Below are 16,166 nucleotides of genomic sequence, written 5' to 3'. Positions count from 1 at the left end.
ACATTCTGCGCCAACGCCGTCGCATCGGCTGGCGACGGCTCGCCAGCCGCGGCACACCTCAGGCCGGTTGGGCAATCAAGCGCGCGCGGGATACTGCGCGAGCACCTTGTCGCGGATCGACGGCTTGATGTTCGCCAGCGACATGTTGCCGTTGTAGTGCGCCACCACGCGCGGGTTCATCACCCGGAACCACAGCGGCGGCACATAGGCGATCAGGATCATCGCGGCATAGCCGGCTGGCAGCTGCGGCGAATGCTCGAAGTGCCGCAGCGCCTGGAATGAGCGCGTCGGGTTGGCGTGGTGATCGGCATGCCGCTGCAGTTGATACAGGAACAGGTTCGTCACGACATGGTTGCTGTTCCAGGAATGCTGCGGCGTGCACCGCTCGTAGCGGCCGCTGGGCAACTGCTGGCGGCACAGGCCGTAGTGCTCCAGGTAGTTCACCACCTCCAGCAACGACGCCCCGTAAATCGCCTGGATGATCAGGAACGGCACCACCTTGACGCCCACGAACGCGATGCACACGCCCCACAGCAGCGCCGTCATCGCCCAGGCGTTGAGCACATCGTTACGCCACGACCACACCGAGTGGCCATGCTGCTCCAGCCGACGTTTCTCCAGTGCCCATGCCGATTTGACGCTGCCCACCACCGTACGCGGCAGAAATTCCCAGAACGATTCGCCATAGCGCGCGCTTGCCGGATCGGCCGGCGTCGCCACGCGCACGTGGTGCCCGCGGTTGTGCTCGACATAGAAGTGCCCGTAGGCCACGGGCGCGAGCGTGATCTTCGCCAGCCAGCGCTCGAAGCGGTCGGTCTTGTGACCCAGCTCGTGCGCGGTATTGATCGAGATGCCCGTCACCACACCCACCGAAAACGCGAACGCGATGTAGTCGTACCAGGTGAGCTCGTACGTGCGCAGCACCCACATCGCCACGGCAAAGCTCACGTAGAGCACGGTCGTGGCCAGGTAGACGATGCGGCGGTAGTAGCGCTGCTGCTCCAGCGCGGGGACGACGTCTTCCGGCGGGTTGTCCGGGTCGTCACCGATCAGGAAATCGAGCAGCGGGATGATCGTGAAGACGATGAACGGGCCGGCCCACCACAGCGGATGCCATCCCGTTGCCAGCGCCGAGACGGCCGCAACGATGGGCAGCGTGATGGTCAGTGCGCCGAGCATCCACAGATAGCGCTTGCCGTCGGTCCATTCGAGGGACGCGGCCATGCCGGGTGTTGCCATTGTCTTCCTCCTGGTTGCCCCGCTTGATGGCTTGGCTTGTGTGCACACATGCGTGCGCCGCCGGGGTCGTGCCCGACGCCTGTTTTATAGGCGCGCAAGAAGAACGTTCCAACGTCCGGATCTAGGCACAGCCTTCCAAACGAAAAGGCCGCCGGCCGGCCGCATGCCGGCTGGGGAAGCGGTGGTGCTTGAAACTGCGGGTTTTCTGACGGTCGTTCGTTTTTGGTGCGCCGCAGGAGAGCAACCGCGCAGGAAATGGCGTGCGTTACACGCGCTCGGCGAGAAAGCTGCTGACGGCTTCCAGCACCGCTGCTTCCTGCTCGCGATGCGGCACATGACCGCAACGCGGCAGCAGTTTCAGTGTGGCGGGCGCGCCGGCCAGCGTGACGATGCGCTCGGGCTGAGCGGTGGAGCCGTACTCGTCTTCCGTGCCATGCAGCGCCAGCACGGGGCAGCGCACCCCGAGCAGCGCATCGTCCAGGCACCACGACGCAAACGCCGGCGACAGCCACGTGCTGACCCACGCGTGCAGCACCCATTCGGCCTTGTCGCCGTGATACTTCTCCAGGCGCGCCATCTGGCCCGGGGCCGCAAATTGCGCCTGTGCCACGCGGATGCCTTCGCGCGTGCGTTCTTCGACAAAGGCCTGCGCCGATTCGGTGACCAGCCCCACGCAACGATCGGGATAGGCCGCAGCGACCGACACCGCCATGCCGCCGCCCACGCTGTGGCCAAAGACGATGAAACGCTGCACGCCAAGCTGGTCGATGAGCGCGGCAAAACCGCCGCGCGCTTCGTCGGCGATGAAGCCGGCGCCAAGCCGGCCGGCAAACGCATCGGAACGGCCGAAGCCGAGCCGGTCATACGCAATCACCGCATGTCCGGTGGCCAGCGCCAGGCGCTGCGGAAAATCGCGCCACAGTTCGACACAGCCGAGCGAATCGTGCAGCAGCACGATGGGCGGCGGGGCTGCGTCGTCAGTGACGTCGCCCCACTGCTTGGCATACAGGCGGCCGTCGGGTGTGTCGACCCACACCTCAGCGGCATCGAGAGACAGCGACTCCGTCATCGTTGCGCAGCGCCATCCCGTTCAGAACAGACGATCCATCCAGCCATGCGGGTCCGGCGCGCGGCCATTCTGCAGGTCGACCAGCGCGGCCTTCAGCTTGCTCGTCAACTCGCCGGCCCCGCCGTTGCCGATCGTGAAGTTGTGCTTGCGGCCCTTGACCTTGCCGATGGGCGTGACCACCGCCGCGGTGCCGCAGGCGAAGGCTTCGCGCAGGCGGCCGCTCTGGGCGTCGGCCTGCCATTGGTCGATGGAGTACGGCGCTTCGCGCACGGTCAGGCCCATGCCGCGCGCCAGCGTGATCAGCGAATCGCGCGTGATGCCCGGCAGGATCGTGCCGGTGAGCGGCGGCGTCTGCAGCGAACCATCGTCAAACACGAAGAACACGTTCATGCCGCCGAGTTCCTCGATCCACTTGCGTTCCACGGCATCGAGGAAGACCACCTGGTCGCAGCCTTCGCGCGCGGCTTCGGCCTGCGCGACGAGGCTCGCTGCATAGTTGCCGCCGCACTTCGCATCGCCCGTGCCGCCGGGCGCGGCACGCGTGTAGTTGTCCGACACCCAGATCGTGACCGCACCCGATGCGCCGCCCTTGAAGTACGCGCCGACCGGGCATGCGATCACGCAGAACAGGTATTCCGCCGACGGCTTCACGCCCAGCACGACTTCGGTCGCGATCATGAACGGCCGCAGGTACAGCGCCGAGCCCTCGCCCGACGGAATCCAGTCGCGATCGAGCTTCACCAGTTCGCGCACGGCTTGCAGGAACAGGTCTTCGGGCAGCGAAGGCATCGCCAGGCGCTTGGCCGAGTTCTGGAAACGCCGAGCGTTGGCTTCCGGGCGGAACAGCGCGCCGCCGCCATCCGGCAGCCGGTAGGCCTTCATGCCTTCGAAGATTTCCTGCGCGTAGTGCAGGACCAGCGTGGACGGATCGCACGGGATCGGGCCGCGCGCGCCGATCTTGGCATCGTGCCAGCCCTTGCCCTCGGTGTAGCGGATGGTGGCCATGTGGTCTGTGAACACGCGGCCAAAGGCCGGATTCTCCAGCAGGCTCGCGCGCGCATCCGGCGAAACACAGTTCGGGTTTTTCTCGATCGAAAGGGCCGATTCGGCAACGTTGTTCATACCGTCTCCAAGGTGTGCAAGGGGGCGCAGCCGCGCCCAAACCGCTATTTTGCGCCAACGGCGGCGCAATTGGGTTGCGTATTCGGCACCGGGGTCGCACCTCGGGTGCCTGACGCGGCTGCGTGACGCCCGCATGACATGACGGCGGAGGGCAGCGCAACGCGAAGTCCTATGGTAGGTTTGGCGGGATGATGCCCAGAGATCGATCCCCACTGATGCACTGTCGAGGCACGCGACGGACATGAGTGATACCAAGCACAACCCGTGGCGCACGGTGCGCATCGACAAGGCCGCGGCCAGCCGCGCCCTGCGCCTGAGCGTGCCGGCAGAAGCGCGCCCTGCGCCCGTGAGCCGGCAGGAATGGCTGCGGCAGAAGAAGGCGCAACTGCAGGCAGCCCGCGCGGCTGCCAAGCAACGGCGCGATGAACTGAGGGCCGAGATCCTGTCTGCCGCGCAAGACGTGGCCCGCGAAGAACGCGTGGCTGCGAGGCTGGAGGCCGATCGCCTGAAGGCCGAAACCAAGGCGGCCAGCATCCACGCGCAGGAAGACGCACGCGCCGCAGCGCAATTCGAACGCAAGAAGCCGGTCCGGCCCAAGCGCAAGGCACTGAGCCCCGGCAAGCGCAAGCTGATCTCGTACGCCGATCTGCTGCGCATGCGCGGGTAGTGGCGAGGCCACGGGGCAGCCTGCCCGGATGTGGACAGCAAGGCAGCGACCACCCGGTTGGCCGATTCACACGCTGAATCGGGTACGGGCGGTGCAGGCGCTCACACCACCACCTCCGTCCGGCTCACCACCTCCCGCAACCCCATAAACGACCGCACCTGGCGCACACCCGGCAAATACAGCAGCTGCTCCGCGTGCAGCCGCGTAAAACTCTCGGAATCGCGCGTGCGGATCAGCAGGAAGTAGTCGAACTCCCCCGTCACCAGGTGGCACTCCATGCAGCCGGAGATGGTCTGCGCGGCCTTTTCAAAAGCAGCGAAGGACTCCGGCGTGGAGCGGTCAAGCACCACGCCGATCAGTACCACCGTGCCTGCCCCCAGCGCCTTCGGATCGAGCAGCGCCACCATCCCACGGATGACGCCCGCGGCCTTGAGCCGCTCCACGCGGCGCAGGCACGCAGCGGGGCTCAGGTTCACGCGCCTGGCCAGCATGACGTTGCTGATGGACGCGTCTTTCTGCAAGGCGCGCAGGATGGCCTTGTCCGTGCGATCCAGCTCGGGCGCTACTGCGGCGGCGGACTTGGCGGAACCCGATGCCGCTTTCGGTCCTGCACGCAATTTTGTTGCCATAAAGATCGCCTGAACACAATTTCAGATACCAGCGTACCCAATTCTGCGTGCCATGATGCGCCATGGCGTGAATCTTCACAACCCTGTTTCTCGCGTTCTTCCCTAGCATGGGGGCATCCATTCCACCGGAGTCCGCGCATGAATCTGCAACGCTTTCCCCGCCATCCACTCACGTTCGGCCCGACGCCCATCCAGGCGTTGCCGCGCCTGTCAGCCCAGCTGGGCGGCAAGGTGGAGATCTACGCCAAGCGGGAAGACTGCAACAGCGGCCTCGCCTTCGGCGGCAACAAGACGCGCAAGCTGGAATACCTGATCCCCGAGGCGCTGGCACAGGGTTGCGACACGCTGGTCACCATCGGCGGCATCCAGTCGAACCACACGCGGCAGGTGGCGGCGGTGGCCGCGCACCTCGGCCTGCGCTGCGTGACGGTGCAAGAGAACTGGGTGAACTGGTTCGACAGCGTGTATGACCGCGTGGGCAACATCCAGATGTCGCGCATCATGGGGGCGGATGTGCGCCTCGTCGATGCGGGCTTCGGCATCGAGTTCAAACAGAGCTGGGAGCAGGCGCTCGAAGACGTGCGCCGCGCGGGCGGCAAGCCGTATGCGATCCCGGCCGGCGCATCAGATCATCCGCTCGGCGGGCTCGGCTTTGTTGGCTTTGCGGAGGAAGTGCGCGAGCAGGAGAAGGCGCTTGGCTTCCGGTTCGACTACATCATCGTGTGCTCGGTCACGGGCAGCACGCAGGCCGGCATGGTGGTGGGCTTCGCGGCGGATGGGCGCGCCGACCGCGTGATCGGCATCGATGCCTCGGCCAAGCCGGAGCAGACGCGCGAGCAGATCCTGCGCATTGCGCGCAACACTGCCGACAAGGTCGACCTCGGCCGCGACATGACAGACGCCGACGTGGTGCTCGACACACGCTACGCGTATCCGGAATACGGCGTGCCGTCGCAGGAGACGCTCGACGCCATCCGCCTGTGCGCCCGCGCGGAAGGCATGCTGACGGACCCGGTGTACGAGGGCAAATCGATGCAGGGCATGATCGACCTGATCCGCCGTGGCGAGATCCCGGCGGGCTCGCGCGTCTTGTATGCGCACCTGGGGGGCGTGCCGGCGCTTAACGGTTACAGCTTCCTGTTCCGCAACGGCTAGGCGGCAGCTCAGGCCCATTCCGGAATGCCGGGCACGCGCATGTGCTCGACTTCCGGAAGATCGATGCCGAAATACTCCACCAGCAGGCCACGCAGCGCGCGGCGGTCTTCCAGCTCGAACCGGTGCGGCGTGTCTGCGCGCCAGATGGTGGCGTCGCGGTTCATCACCGTCACGCGGCCTTCATCGGTCAGCGAGCGCATCAGGATGCGGTTCTTGAACGGCGAGGCCGGATACGTGGACGTGTAATGGTTCGCCATCTCGAAGTCGATGGGGTAGTCCTCTTCGAGCGTGATCACCCAGGCATCGACCGGCGTATCGCTGCGCACCTGCGCGCGAAGTATCCAGCGGCCTTCGTCGCGCACCATCCAGTGCCGCTCGCCGTCGATGCTGGCTTCCTGGCCGTCGACGAGCGGTACCGGCACGCGCGGCGCCAGCGCCCCAAAGCCGGGGTCGACGACAAAGGTGCCTTCGGGCAGCGGAACCGTCAGGAACATGTGCGTGCGCGGCGCCTCCGCGCGCGGCGACAACAGGATCACGCGCGACGAATGGCGCACCGGTTGGAAACCGAGGCGCTCGAGCACGGCCGCAAACAGCGTCGCATGTTCGAAGCAGTAGCCGCCGCGACGCGCGCGCACGAGCTTGTCCTGCACGCTTTCGAGGTCGATCCGGATGCCCCGCCCCAGCAGCACGTCGAGATTCTCGAACGGGATGTACCGCATGTGCGCGCGCACCAGTTGCGCGAGCGTCTCGTAGGTCGGGCGCGTGTGGCCGCCCCAGCGGATGCGGTGGAAGTAGGCGTCCAGATCGAGGTGAACGGTCACGTGGTGTCTCCTTGTGCGGACGTCGGGATGGCCGGCTGCATCCGGGCGCCTGAAGATAGCAGGATCGGTTGCGTCCAGACGCCTATGGAGCGGCCGGATGGCTTCGGACCCCAGATTGGGGCCAAAACCCATGCCGCGCAATGCCTCATCCATGATGGACCCACGCAGATGTGCAAGCGGCACGTGACCGGAGCCGTCAATGCCAGCGGCGCAGGGCACCATCTAGGTCTGCGGCGGCGATTGCGCGGCGTCCGCCGCGCTAGTTGAACGGGGGGATGGCGTGCGACTGCATCAGGACAGCAGGTGCGGGCGCGTCCTTGCGGGCCTCATCGGAGCGATGCGCCGGCCTGTGCGGGCCGGCGGGCGGCAGCGCGGTGCCCCGCTGCGCACGGCCCAGGAAGCGCTGCATCAGGCAGAACATGCACAGCAGCACGCCGATGGCAATGCGCGCCCACCACGAACTGAGCGTGCCGTCAAACGTAATCAGCGATTGGATGACCCCCAACAGCAGCACGCCGACGACGCTGCCGCTGATCAGCCCCACGCCGCCGGTCAGCAGCGTGCCACCCACCACCGTGGCCGCAATGGCATCCAGCTCCATGCCCTGCGCATGCAGCCCGTAGCCCGAGAGCATGTAGAACGTCACCAGCACCCCACCCAGTGCCGAACAGAACCCGCTGAGCCCATAGACGAGGATGCGCGTGCGCGCGACCGGCAGGCCCATCAGCAAGGCCGAGCGCTCGTTGCCGCCCAGCGCATACACCGTGCGGCCAAAGCGGCTGCAGTGCGCAAGCCACACGGCAGCCGCAAACACCGCCAGCGCAGTCACCACGCTGGGCGACACGTAGTTGCCGCCGCCCACGAGAATCTTGTGCTGCGAGAGCGCGGTGTAGGTGGGGTTCGTAATGCTGATCGAATCAATGCTGATGAGGTAGCACAGCCCGCGCGCCAGGAACATGCCGCCCAGCGTGACGATGAACGGCTGGATGCGGAACACCTGGATCAGCACGCCCATCATCAGGCCGAACAGCGTCCCTGCGACCAGCACCAGCGGCACCACGGCACCGATCGACCAGCCATGGTGCTCGACCAGCGCGGCGGAGATCATCGTGGTGAGCGCCACCACCGCCCCCACCGACAAGTCGATGCCGCCCGACAGGATGACGAACGTCATGCCGATGGCCACGACGATCAGGAAGGCGTTGTCGATGAACAGGTTCAGGAACACCTGCACGCTGAAGAACCCGGTGTACGTGACAGACCCGAAACCGAACAGCAGCGCGAACAGGAACAACGTCACATAGAACGGCAAGCGCCGTGGATTGATTCTCATGACTGCGCCCCCACGCGGCGTTGAAATACCATCGCCCGGAATGCCGCCGATTGCGCCAGGCACACGGCAAACACCACCACGGCCTTCACCACCAGGTTGACCTCCGGCGGCACGCCCATCGAGTAGATCGCATACGTGAGCGTTTGAATGATGAGCGCCCCGACCACGCTGCCCCACAGGCTGAACTTGCCGCCCGCGAGCGACGTGCCACCCAGCGTGACGGCCAGGATGGCGTCCAGCTCGAGCAGCAGGCCCGCGTTGTTGCCATCGGCGCTCTTCACGTTGGAACAGATGATGAGCCCTGCCACGCCGGCCATGGCACCGCAGAACCCGTAGATGCCGAACAGCAGCGCCTTGGTGTTCAGCCCCGCAAGCCGCGCCGCCACGGGGTTGATGCCAACCGCTTCGATGAACAGGCCCAACGCCGTGCGATGCATCAGCAGCAAAAGCAGGCACAGCACGGCGCCGGCGATGTACAGGCCGAACGGCAGCCCGAACAGGTAGCCATTGCCCACGAAGAAGAACGGCTCGTAGTAGACGGTGATGATCTGCCCGCCGGTGATGAGCTGCGCCACGCCCCGCCCGGCCACCATCAGGATCAGCGTGGCGATGATGGGCTGCATGCCGGCGCCGGCCACGAGCATGCCGTTCCACAGCCCGCACACCAGCGCGGCGCCCACCGCGGCCAGCAGCGCGAGCATCAGCGGCACCTTGGTCACATACACCGGCATGCCGTTCTGGACGACGAGCGTACCGCCGATGAGCGATGCCGCAATCGCGCCCGAGATGGCGACCACCGCACCGACCGAAATGTCGATGCCACCCACGGCAATCACCAGCGTCATGCCCAGCGACACGAGCATCAGCGGTGCCGCGCGGTTGAGGATGTCGATCACGCTGCCGTACAGGTGCCCGCCGCGGATCTCAAGGTGAAAGAAATGCGGGTTGAACCACGTGTTCAGCACGCACAGCAGGATCAGCGTCACGCAGGGCCAGAACAGCCGGTGGCCGGCGAGCGCGTGCATGCGGGAGCGTTGCGTCATGCTGCGCCTCCGGTGGTGGCAGACGCGCTGGGCGGTGCCTTGGCGGGCAGCTCACCGCCGGCAATCACGTGGCACAGGTTGTCTTCGGTCATGTCTTCGCCTGCCAGCTCGCCCACTTTCTTGCGGTCCCGCAGGATCGCCAGGCGGTGGCTCACGCGCAGCACCTCGGGCAGTTCGCTGGAGATGAACAGGATCGCCATGCCCTTGCGGCACTGCGCGGTCACGAGGTCCATGATGTCGAGCTTGGCGGCAATGTCGATGCCACGGGTCGGCTCGTCCAGGATCAGCATGGCCGGGTCGGTCGCCAGCCAGCGTGCGAGCACGGCTTTCTGCTGGTTGCCGCCCGAGAGCTGGCCGATGGGCTTCTCCGCATCCGGCGTCCTGATGCCGAGCTGGGCGATGTACTGGTCCGCAATCTCGCGCTGGCGCTTCCTGGGCAGATAGCGGAACAGGCCGCGCTTGGCCTGCAGCGCGAGGATGATGTTCTCGCGGATCGACAGCTCGGCAATGATGCCTTCGGTCTTGCGGTCTTCCGGGCAGAAGCCGATGCCCTGGCGGATCGCGTCACGCGGCGAGCTGAACTGGTGGGACTGCCCTTGCACGTTGATCGAGCCTGCATCGTTGCGGTCTACGCCGAACAGCAGGCGCGCGGTCTCGGTGCGGCCCGAGCCGAGCAGCCCGCCCAGACCCAGCACCTGGCCCGGGCGCACATCCAGGTCGAGCGGCTGCACGACGCCGCGGCGGCCCATGCCGCGCGCGCTCAGGAATGCGGGCGCCGTGTCGTCCACGGGCGGCACCTCGGTACGCGCGAAGCGGCTGGCGTCGATGTCGCGCCCGACCATCTTGTTGATCAGTTGCAGTTGCGGCAGGTCACGCGCGGCGTACTCGCCTTCCAGCCGGCCATTTCGCAGCACGGTAATGCGGTCCGAAATGGCGTACGTCTGCTCCAGGAAATGCGTGACGAACAGCACGGCCATGCCGCGTGCCTTGAGCGTGCGAATGGCGGCAAACAGGCGCGCGACTTCGTCGTCGTCCAGGCTGGAGGTCGGTTCGTCGAGGATGAGGATGCGCGCTTCGGTGGAGAGCGCCCGCGCAATCGCCACCATCTGCTGGATGGCCACCGGGTACAGCGACAGCGGCAGGGCGACGTCGATGTGGATGTTCAGGTCGGCCAGCAGCGCCTGGGCAGCGCGGTTCGTGGCGCGCCAGTCGATGCTGCCCAGGCGCATGGGAAAGCGGCCGATGTGGATGTTCTCCGCCACCGTGAGGTTCGGGCAGAGGTTTACCTCCTGGTACACCGTGCTGATGCCCAGCTTCTGCGCTTCCAGCGGCGAGCCCGGCGCGATGGGCTGACCGCCGAGCAGGATCTCGCCCGCATCCGGCGCCTCCACGCCGGTCAGCACCTTGATGAGCGTCGATTTGCCGGCGCCGTTCTGCCCCATCAGGGCATGCACCTCGCCGGGAAACAGGCGGAAATCGACCCCGGCCAGCGCCTGCACGCCGGGAAAGTTCTTGGAGATGCCGCGCATGTGCAGCAGCGCGCCGCGTGCATCGTGCGCGGCGGTTTGGTCAACGTGGTCCGGCATGGGTGTCACCTGTTAACGTGGCGCAACCGGCATGGCGGAAGGCCTCCACCGTGCCGGTTGCGCCTGTTCAGCAAAGGGCTTGCGAACCCGCGCAGCCTCAGTACTTGCGGTTCGGAAACTCCTTGGCCGCCACTTCCATCGGGAAGATGCCTTCCTTGGTGACGATGCGCTTGGGCACCGGCTTGCCCGCCAGCACGGCGCGCGCGGTTTCCATCAACTGCGGCCCGAGCAGCGGGCTGCATTCCACCGTCACGTTCAGCTTGCCGGCCATCATGGCTTCGAACGCGCCCTTCACGCCGTCGATGGAAATGATGGTGATGTCCTTGCCCGGCTTCAGGCCTGCCTCTTCAATCGCCTGGATGGCGCCGATCGCCATGTCGTCGTTGTGTGCAAACAGCACGTTGATCTTCTTGCCCTCGGCCTTGAGGAAGGCTTCCATCACCTCCTTGCCCTTCGCGCGGGTGAAATCACCGGTTTGCGAGCGGATGATCTTGTAGCGCGGGTCGGTCTTGATGATCTCTTCGAAGCCGCGCTTGCGGTCGATGGCCGGCGCCGAGCCGACGGTGCCCTGCAACTCGACGATGTTCACGTCGCCCTTGCCCTTGTAGTTCTCCAGCAGCCAGCGGCCGGCCTTACGGCCTTCCTCCACGAAATCCGAGCCGATGAACGTGGTGTAGAGCGACGGGTCTTTGCTGTCGATGCCGCGGTCGGTCAGGATGACCGGGATCTTGGCGGCCTTGGCTTCCTGCAGCACGGTGTCCCAGCCAGATTCCACGACCGGCGAGAACGCGATCACGTCCACCTTCTGCGCGATGTACGAGCGGATCGCCTTGATCTGGTTTTCCTGCTTCTGCTGCGCGTCAGAGAACTTCAGGGTCACGCCGTTCGCCTTGGCGGCGGATTTGATCGACTCCGAATTGGCGGTGCGCCATTCGCTCTCGGCACCCACCTGGGCAAAGCCCATGGTGAAGGCCTTGTCCGCCGCGTGGGCTGCAGACCCGGCGCCGGTTGCCAACAGCACGCCGGCCGTGGCGAGAAAGGTCAACACGGTACGTCGGGCGCGATCAGCGCGCGTTGTTGCCATTGCGTCTCTCCTCTTATGGTGGAAGCAGCCCGTCACTGCCTGCGGCTGCGCACGTTTGTTTTTTCAGCGGCAACCCTGCCTGCGTTGCTGCCGTTCGTGCTGAGCCATGTTATGGACAGCGAGACATAACCGTCTAATGCTTTTTTCTGGCACGACGGATATCGGTTTTGATATCGATTGCCCGACTGCAGCATCGTGCAACGCACAAAACCCGGCAGGGTTTCGCTCGCAAAAACCGCAGAACCATATCGAAAAAGCTTCGTTCCCCTGCCAACGCCGGCTTTTTAGACTGGGCGCACCCACTTGTCATAACGAGTTCGCCCCCGATGACGACATCCCCATCCTCCCCTCGCCCGCCGGCCCCGCCGCTCTATGAGCGGATCAAGGGCGCGCTGCGCGAGGGCATTGTCAGCGGCCTGTACGCGCCGGCATCCCTGCTGCCCTCAGAGGCGGCGCTGGGTGCGCAGTTTGGCGCCAGCCGCATCACCGTGCGGCAGGCCCTGGCCGACCTGCAGAACGAAGGACTGATCTACCGCCGCCATGGCAAGGGCACGTTCGTGAGCCAGCCCAAGGCGTTCCAGAACGTGACGGCGCTGCAGGGCTTTGCCGAGGCGATGTCCGCGCAGGGCCATGCGATCCGCAACCGCGTGCTGAAGCTGCAGACGGTGCCGGCCCCCGCCGACGTCGCGCAGGCGCTGCGCCTCGCACCCGGCGCGCCCGTCACCGAATTGCACCGCGTGCGGCTGCTGGATCAAGCGCCGGTGTCGCTCGAGGTGACGTGGCTGCCTGAAGCGCTCGGCCGCATCGTCGCCAGGGCCGACCTGGTGACGCGCGACGTGTTTCTCGTGCTGGAGCAGGACGCGGGCGTGGCGCTCGGGCATGCCACGCTGGCCATCGATGCGGCGCTCGCCGACCACGCGACCGCCTGCGCGCTCGACACGGGCGCCGGTGCGCCGCTGCTGCGCGTGGAGCGCCTGACGCACGACGCGCACGGCACGCCCATCGACTATGAACGCCTCAGCTTCCGTGGCGACGCCTTCCAGTACCGGCTTCGGCTGGACCGGCAGGTGGCCGCATCGGCGCAATCGGTCTTTTCTCTGCAAGGCACCGTATGAACACGTTGGAACTGGAGTACGACCTCGTCGTCGTGGGCGGCGGCACGGCCGGCCCGATGGCGGCCATCAAGGCAAAAGAACGCAACCCCGCGCTGCGTGTGCTGCTGATCGACAAGGCGCACGTGAAACGCAGCGGCGCGATCTCCATGGGCATGGACGGGCTGAACAACGCCGTCATTCCCGGGCATGCCACGCCGGAGCAATACACGCGCGAGATCACGCTGGCCAATGACGGCATCGTCGATCAGTCGGCCGTGTATGCCTATGCGCAGCACAGCTTCGCCACCATCGAGCAGCTTGACCGCTGGGGCGTGAAGTTCGAGAAGGACGAGACCGGCGACTACGCCGTCAAGAAGGTCCACCATATGGGCAGCTACGTGCTGCCGATGCCCGAGGGGCACGACATCAAGAAGGTGCTGTATCGGCAGCTCAAGCGTGCCCGGGTGGAGATCACGAACCGCATCGTCGTCACGCGCGTGCTGACGGATGCCGATGGGGCCGCCTGCGGCGTGCTCGGCTTCGATTGCCGCACGGCGGATTTTCTCGTGGTGCGCGCAAAGGCCGTGGTGCTGAGCTGCGGCGCCGCCGGGCGGCTTGGCCTGCCGGCTTCCGGCTACCTGATGGGCACATACGAAAACCCCACCAACGCGGGCGATGGCTACGCGATGGCGTATCACGCGGGCGCGGAGCTTTCCAACCTGGAATGCTTCCAGATCAACCCGCTCATCAAGGACTACAACGGCCCCGCGTGCGCCTACGTGACCGGCCCGCTGGGCGGCTACACCGCCAACGCGCGCGGCGAGCGCTTCATCCAGTGCGACTACTGGAGCGGCCAGATGATGTGGGAGTTCTACCAGGAGCTGCAAGGCGGCAAGGGGCCAGTATTCCTCAAGCTCGACCACCTGGCCGAAGAAACCATCCAGACCATCGAGACCATCCTGCACACCAACGAGCGCCCCAGCCGAGGACGCTTCCACGCCGGGCGCGGCACCGATTACCGCACGCAGATGGTGGAGATGCACATCTCGGAAATCGGCTTCTGCAGCGGGCACAGCGCGTCTGGCGTGTATGTGAATGCGCGCGCGGAAACCACCGTGCCGGGCCTTTACGCAGCGGGCGACATGGCCGCCGTGCCGCACAACTACATGCTCGGCGCATTCACGTACGGCTGGTTTGCGGGGCAGAACGCGGCGGACTACATCGCCGGCCGGCAAGGCGACGCCCGCGTCGACGACGCGCAGATCGAACGCGAGCGCACGCGCATCTTCGCGCCGCTGCAACGCGATCACGGCCTCGCCCCCGCGCAGGTGGAATACAAGCTGCGCCGCATGGTGAACGATTACCTGCAGCCGCCCAAGGTCACGCGCAAGATGGAAATCGGCCTGCGGCGCTTCGCCGAGATTGCCGAAGACATCACGCACCTGCACGCACGCAATCCGCACGAGCTGATGCGCGCGATGGAAGTCAGCTTCATCCGGGACTGCGCCGAGATGGCCGCGCGCGCGTCGCTCTTTCGTACCGAAAGCCGCTGGGGCCTGTACCACCATCGCGTGGACCACCCCGAGCGCGACGACGCCAACTGGTTCTGCCACACGCGCCTCTACAAGGATGCGCGCGGCCACATGGCCAGCCGCAAGCAGGCCATCGAGCCCTACGTCATCCCGGTCGACGTGCACGGCACCGATTCGTACGCGCACCTGCGCATTCCGCAAGCCGCCTGAGCCATCGCCATGCCCCACACCCCACACGACATCGCCTCGCGCAGCAGCGCGCCGGTCACCATTGACGAAGCCCGGTGCATTGCCGACAAGGGCTGCACCGTCTGCGTCGACGTCTGCCCGCTCGACCTGCTCGCCATCGACCTGACCAAGGGCAAGGCCTTCATGCAGTTCGACGAGTGCTGGTACTGCATGCCCTGCGAGCAGGACTGCCCGACCGGCGCGGTCAAGGTCGACATCCCCTACTTGCTGCGTTGAGGCGCCGATGACGACAACGATCCTGGCGCGCCTGCACGATGCGGATGCCGCCACACGCCGCATCGCCCTGCTGCAACTGGCCGACGAGGAAGACGCCGACGCGCTGCCCGAGGTGACGGCGCTGCTTGCACACGACCCCGCGCCCGAAGTCCGGCTGGAAGCCGCGCGCATCATCGCCACGTGGGAACGGCCGGACACCGTCGCCGCGCTCGCCCGCGCGCTGGAAGACGCCGATGCCGCCGTGCGCGAGGCCGCGGCGCTCGGCCTCGGTGAACTGAAATCGGCGGACTCGGCCCCCGCGCTGCTGCCTTACGTGGACCACGCAAGCGCGTTCGTGCGCGCCGCCGCCCTGCGCGGGCTTCGTGAACTGCGCGTGCCCGAGAGCGACGCGCCGGCACTGCAAGCCTTGCAGGACGCGGATGCCGCCGTGCGCCGCGAAGCGGTGGCCGTGCTCGGCTGGCGCAAGCATGTGGCGGCGCTGCCGGCCTTGGCCGAGCGCGCCCGCCAGGACGACGACGCCGAGGTACGGCGTGCCGCAGTCGGCGCCCTCGGCCTTGCGGCGGACGCATCGGTCCTCCCCGCGCTGCTCGACGCATTGCGCGACACCGCGTGGCGCGTGCGCGAGGAAAGCGCCGGCACGCTCGGCAAGCTGCGTGCGCTGGCACCGAACGCACACGTCACGCAGACGCTGGTGGAGGCCTTGACCGATGACTACTGGCAAGTCCGCCTGCAAGCTGCACGCGCGCTCGGCCGCTGGCGCGCCGCGCATGCCGTGGAGGCGCTCGCTGCGCTGCTCGTCCACCCGATCAGCAATCTGCGCAAGGAGGCCGCGCTTGCGCTCGGGGAAACGGGCTCAGCCGCGGCCGTGCCCGCCCTGCGCCGTGCGGAAGGCGACGGCGATCCGGAAGTGGTGAAAGCCGTGCGCATCGCGCTGGCACAGCTCGAGGGCACCCGTGCAAGCCCCTGAACGCATCGACAACGACGTTGCCACACACACGCTGCGCGTGCACTGGCCCGGGGCGTCCGTCGCGCTCGACCACACTGCGCTGCGCCGGGCCTGCCGATGCGCCGAGTGCCAGTTCAAGCGCCACCAGGGCATGCCGATCCGCGCGCCGGCCGACGTGCGCATCACCCGCATTGAGCCCGTGGGCTACGGCGTGCAACTGGTGTTCAGCGATGGACATGCGCGCGGCGTCTATCCATGGGCCTATCTGGCGGAGCTTGCCGCTACCGCCGTGAAACGCTGACCCTGCCGGCGTCTATGCACATGCAATCTTGTTCGTTCCTTCGCACGCGCGCGGTCCGTAGCATCGGCCGCACGCCACCC

General features: G+C 66.6%; 16 protein-coding genes. 7 read left to right on the top strand and 9 right to left on the bottom strand.

Translation table 11 applies throughout. From position 1 onward, the window contains the following. Positions 1-75 precede the first annotated feature (75 nt). From A6M56_RS05740 to A6M56_RS05730, 3 genes are all read right to left on the bottom strand, one after another. Positions 76-1,239, bottom strand: coding sequence for an alkane 1-monooxygenase (locus A6M56_RS05740; protein ID WP_045219728.1), 1,164 nt, complete (start codon positions 1,237-1,239; stop codon positions 76-78). A 265-nt stretch (positions 1,240-1,504) separates the two neighbouring features. Continuing rightward, a complete protein-coding gene (locus A6M56_RS05735; protein ID WP_102079024.1) occupies positions 1,505-2,308 on the bottom strand; it encodes an alpha/beta fold hydrolase in 804 nt (267 codons plus the stop codon). 21 nt (positions 2,309-2,329) lie between these two features. Continuing rightward, entirely contained in the window at positions 2,330-3,430 is a 1,101-nt protein-coding gene (locus tag A6M56_RS05730; RefSeq protein ID WP_045219726.1) for a branched-chain amino acid aminotransferase, read from the bottom strand. Between the two features lie 241 nt (positions 3,431-3,671). Here A6M56_RS05730 and A6M56_RS05725 point away from each other — a divergent pair, with 241 nt between their 5' ends. Then, positions 3,672-4,097: a hypothetical protein gene (locus A6M56_RS05725; protein ID WP_045219725.1), complete on the top strand. Its 426-nt coding sequence runs from the start codon at positions 3,672-3,674 to the stop codon at positions 4,095-4,097. Positions 4,098-4,198: 101 nt separating this feature from the next. On the opposite strand, the gene A6M56_RS05720 is transcribed toward A6M56_RS05725, so the two are convergent. Continuing rightward, positions 4,199-4,726: an Lrp/AsnC family transcriptional regulator gene (locus tag A6M56_RS05720; RefSeq protein ID WP_062738897.1), complete on the bottom strand. Its 528-nt coding sequence runs from the start codon at positions 4,724-4,726 to the stop codon at positions 4,199-4,201. Positions 4,727-4,864: 138 nt separating this feature from the next. Here A6M56_RS05720 and A6M56_RS05715 point away from each other — a divergent pair, with 138 nt between their 5' ends. Then, positions 4,865-5,881: a 1-aminocyclopropane-1-carboxylate deaminase gene (locus A6M56_RS05715; RefSeq protein ID WP_045219723.1), complete on the top strand. Its 1,017-nt coding sequence runs from the start codon at positions 4,865-4,867 to the stop codon at positions 5,879-5,881. A gap of 8 nt (positions 5,882-5,889) precedes the next feature. On the opposite strand, the gene A6M56_RS05710 is transcribed toward A6M56_RS05715, so the two are convergent. The 5 genes from A6M56_RS05710 to A6M56_RS05690 form a co-directional block, all read right to left on the bottom strand. Continuing rightward, positions 5,890-6,702 carry an arylamine N-acetyltransferase family protein gene (locus A6M56_RS05710; protein WP_286757886.1) on the bottom strand — a complete coding sequence of 271 codons (813 nt, stop codon included), beginning with the start codon at positions 6,700-6,702 and terminating at the stop codon, positions 5,890-5,892. Between the two features lie 259 nt (positions 6,703-6,961). Continuing rightward, entirely contained in the window at positions 6,962-8,035 is a 1,074-nt protein-coding gene (gene yjfF, locus A6M56_RS05705; RefSeq protein WP_102079025.1) for a galactofuranose ABC transporter, permease protein YjfF, read from the bottom strand. Continuing rightward, positions 8,032-9,078, bottom strand: coding sequence for an ABC transporter permease (locus A6M56_RS05700; RefSeq protein WP_082062925.1), 1,047 nt, complete (start codon positions 9,076-9,078; stop codon positions 8,032-8,034). The genes yjfF and A6M56_RS05700 overlap by 4 nt, the downstream gene beginning before the upstream one ends. Further along, positions 9,075-10,664 carry a sugar ABC transporter ATP-binding protein gene (locus A6M56_RS05695; RefSeq protein WP_102079026.1) on the bottom strand — a complete coding sequence of 530 codons (1,590 nt, stop codon included), beginning with the start codon at positions 10,662-10,664 and terminating at the stop codon, positions 9,075-9,077. The genes A6M56_RS05700 and A6M56_RS05695 overlap by 4 nt, the downstream gene beginning before the upstream one ends. Positions 10,665-10,761: 97 nt before the next feature. Then, positions 10,762-11,748, bottom strand: a complete 987-nt coding sequence (locus A6M56_RS05690; protein WP_045219719.1) for an ABC transporter substrate-binding protein — start codon at positions 11,746-11,748, stop codon at positions 10,762-10,764. A 326-nt stretch (positions 11,749-12,074) separates the two neighbouring features. Here A6M56_RS05690 and A6M56_RS05685 point away from each other — a divergent pair, with 326 nt between their 5' ends. The 5 genes from A6M56_RS05685 to A6M56_RS05665 are packed head-to-tail and all read left to right on the top strand — an operon-like array spanning position 12,075 to position 16,086. Further along, entirely contained in the window at positions 12,075-12,863 is a 789-nt protein-coding gene (locus A6M56_RS05685; protein WP_102079027.1) for a GntR family transcriptional regulator, read from the top strand. Next, entirely contained in the window at positions 12,860-14,584 is a 1,725-nt protein-coding gene (locus A6M56_RS05680; RefSeq protein WP_102079028.1) for a fumarate reductase/succinate dehydrogenase flavoprotein subunit, read from the top strand. The genes A6M56_RS05685 and A6M56_RS05680 overlap by 4 nt, the downstream gene beginning before the upstream one ends. Before the next feature lie 9 nt (positions 14,585-14,593). Beyond that, positions 14,594-14,839: a 4Fe-4S dicluster domain-containing protein gene (locus A6M56_RS05675; RefSeq protein WP_045219716.1), complete on the top strand. Its 246-nt coding sequence runs from the start codon at positions 14,594-14,596 to the stop codon at positions 14,837-14,839. A 7-nt stretch (positions 14,840-14,846) separates the two neighbouring features. Beyond that, positions 14,847-15,806: a HEAT repeat domain-containing protein gene (locus A6M56_RS05670; protein WP_102079029.1), complete on the top strand. Its 960-nt coding sequence runs from the start codon at positions 14,847-14,849 to the stop codon at positions 15,804-15,806. Further along, positions 15,793-16,086 carry a DUF971 domain-containing protein gene (locus A6M56_RS05665; protein WP_102079030.1) on the top strand — a complete coding sequence of 98 codons (294 nt, stop codon included), beginning with the start codon at positions 15,793-15,795 and terminating at the stop codon, positions 16,084-16,086. The genes A6M56_RS05670 and A6M56_RS05665 overlap by 14 nt, the downstream gene beginning before the upstream one ends. Positions 16,087-16,166 lie beyond the last annotated feature (80 nt).

The sequence above is a fragment of the Ralstonia sp. RL genome (assembly GCF_001683835.1).
Taxonomy (GTDB): Bacteria; Pseudomonadota; Gammaproteobacteria; order Burkholderiales; family Burkholderiaceae; genus Ralstonia; species Ralstonia mannitolilytica.
This window is presented reverse-complemented; position numbering and strand designations above follow the sequence as displayed.

Coding starts and splice junctions, on each gene's coding strand:
- A6M56_RS05700 (WP_082062925.1), bottom strand. CDS start 9,078: ATGACGCAACGCTCCCGCATGCACGCGCTCGCCGGCCACCGGCTGTTC.
- yjfF (WP_102079025.1), bottom strand. CDS start 8,035: ATGAGAATCAATCCACGGCGCTTGCCGTTCTATGTGACGTTGTTCCTG.
- A6M56_RS05695 (WP_102079026.1), bottom strand. CDS start 10,664: ATGCCGGACCACGTTGACCAAACCGCCGCGCACGATGCACGCGGCGCG.
- A6M56_RS05715 (WP_045219723.1), top strand. CDS start 4,865: ATGAATCTGCAACGCTTTCCCCGCCATCCACTCACGTTCGGCCCGACG.
- A6M56_RS05690 (WP_045219719.1), bottom strand. CDS start 11,748: ATGGCAACAACGCGCGCTGATCGCGCCCGACGTACCGTGTTGACCTTT.
- A6M56_RS05685 (WP_102079027.1), top strand. CDS start 12,075: ATGACGACATCCCCATCCTCCCCTCGCCCGCCGGCCCCGCCGCTCTAT.
- A6M56_RS05725 (WP_045219725.1), top strand. CDS start 3,672: ATGAGTGATACCAAGCACAACCCGTGGCGCACGGTGCGCATCGACAAG.
- A6M56_RS05740 (WP_045219728.1), bottom strand. CDS start 1,239: ATGGCAACACCCGGCATGGCCGCGTCCCTCGAATGGACCGACGGCAAG.
- A6M56_RS05735 (WP_102079024.1), bottom strand. CDS start 2,308: ATGACGGAGTCGCTGTCTCTCGATGCCGCTGAGGTGTGGGTCGACACA.
- A6M56_RS05675 (WP_045219716.1), top strand. CDS start 14,594: ATGCCCCACACCCCACACGACATCGCCTCGCGCAGCAGCGCGCCGGTC.
- A6M56_RS05670 (WP_102079029.1), top strand. CDS start 14,847: ATGACGACAACGATCCTGGCGCGCCTGCACGATGCGGATGCCGCCACA.
- A6M56_RS05680 (WP_102079028.1), top strand. CDS start 12,860: ATGAACACGTTGGAACTGGAGTACGACCTCGTCGTCGTGGGCGGCGGC.
- A6M56_RS05730 (WP_045219726.1), bottom strand. CDS start 3,430: ATGAACAACGTTGCCGAATCGGCCCTTTCGATCGAGAAAAACCCGAAC.
- A6M56_RS05720 (WP_062738897.1), bottom strand. CDS start 4,726: ATGGCAACAAAATTGCGTGCAGGACCGAAAGCGGCATCGGGTTCCGCC.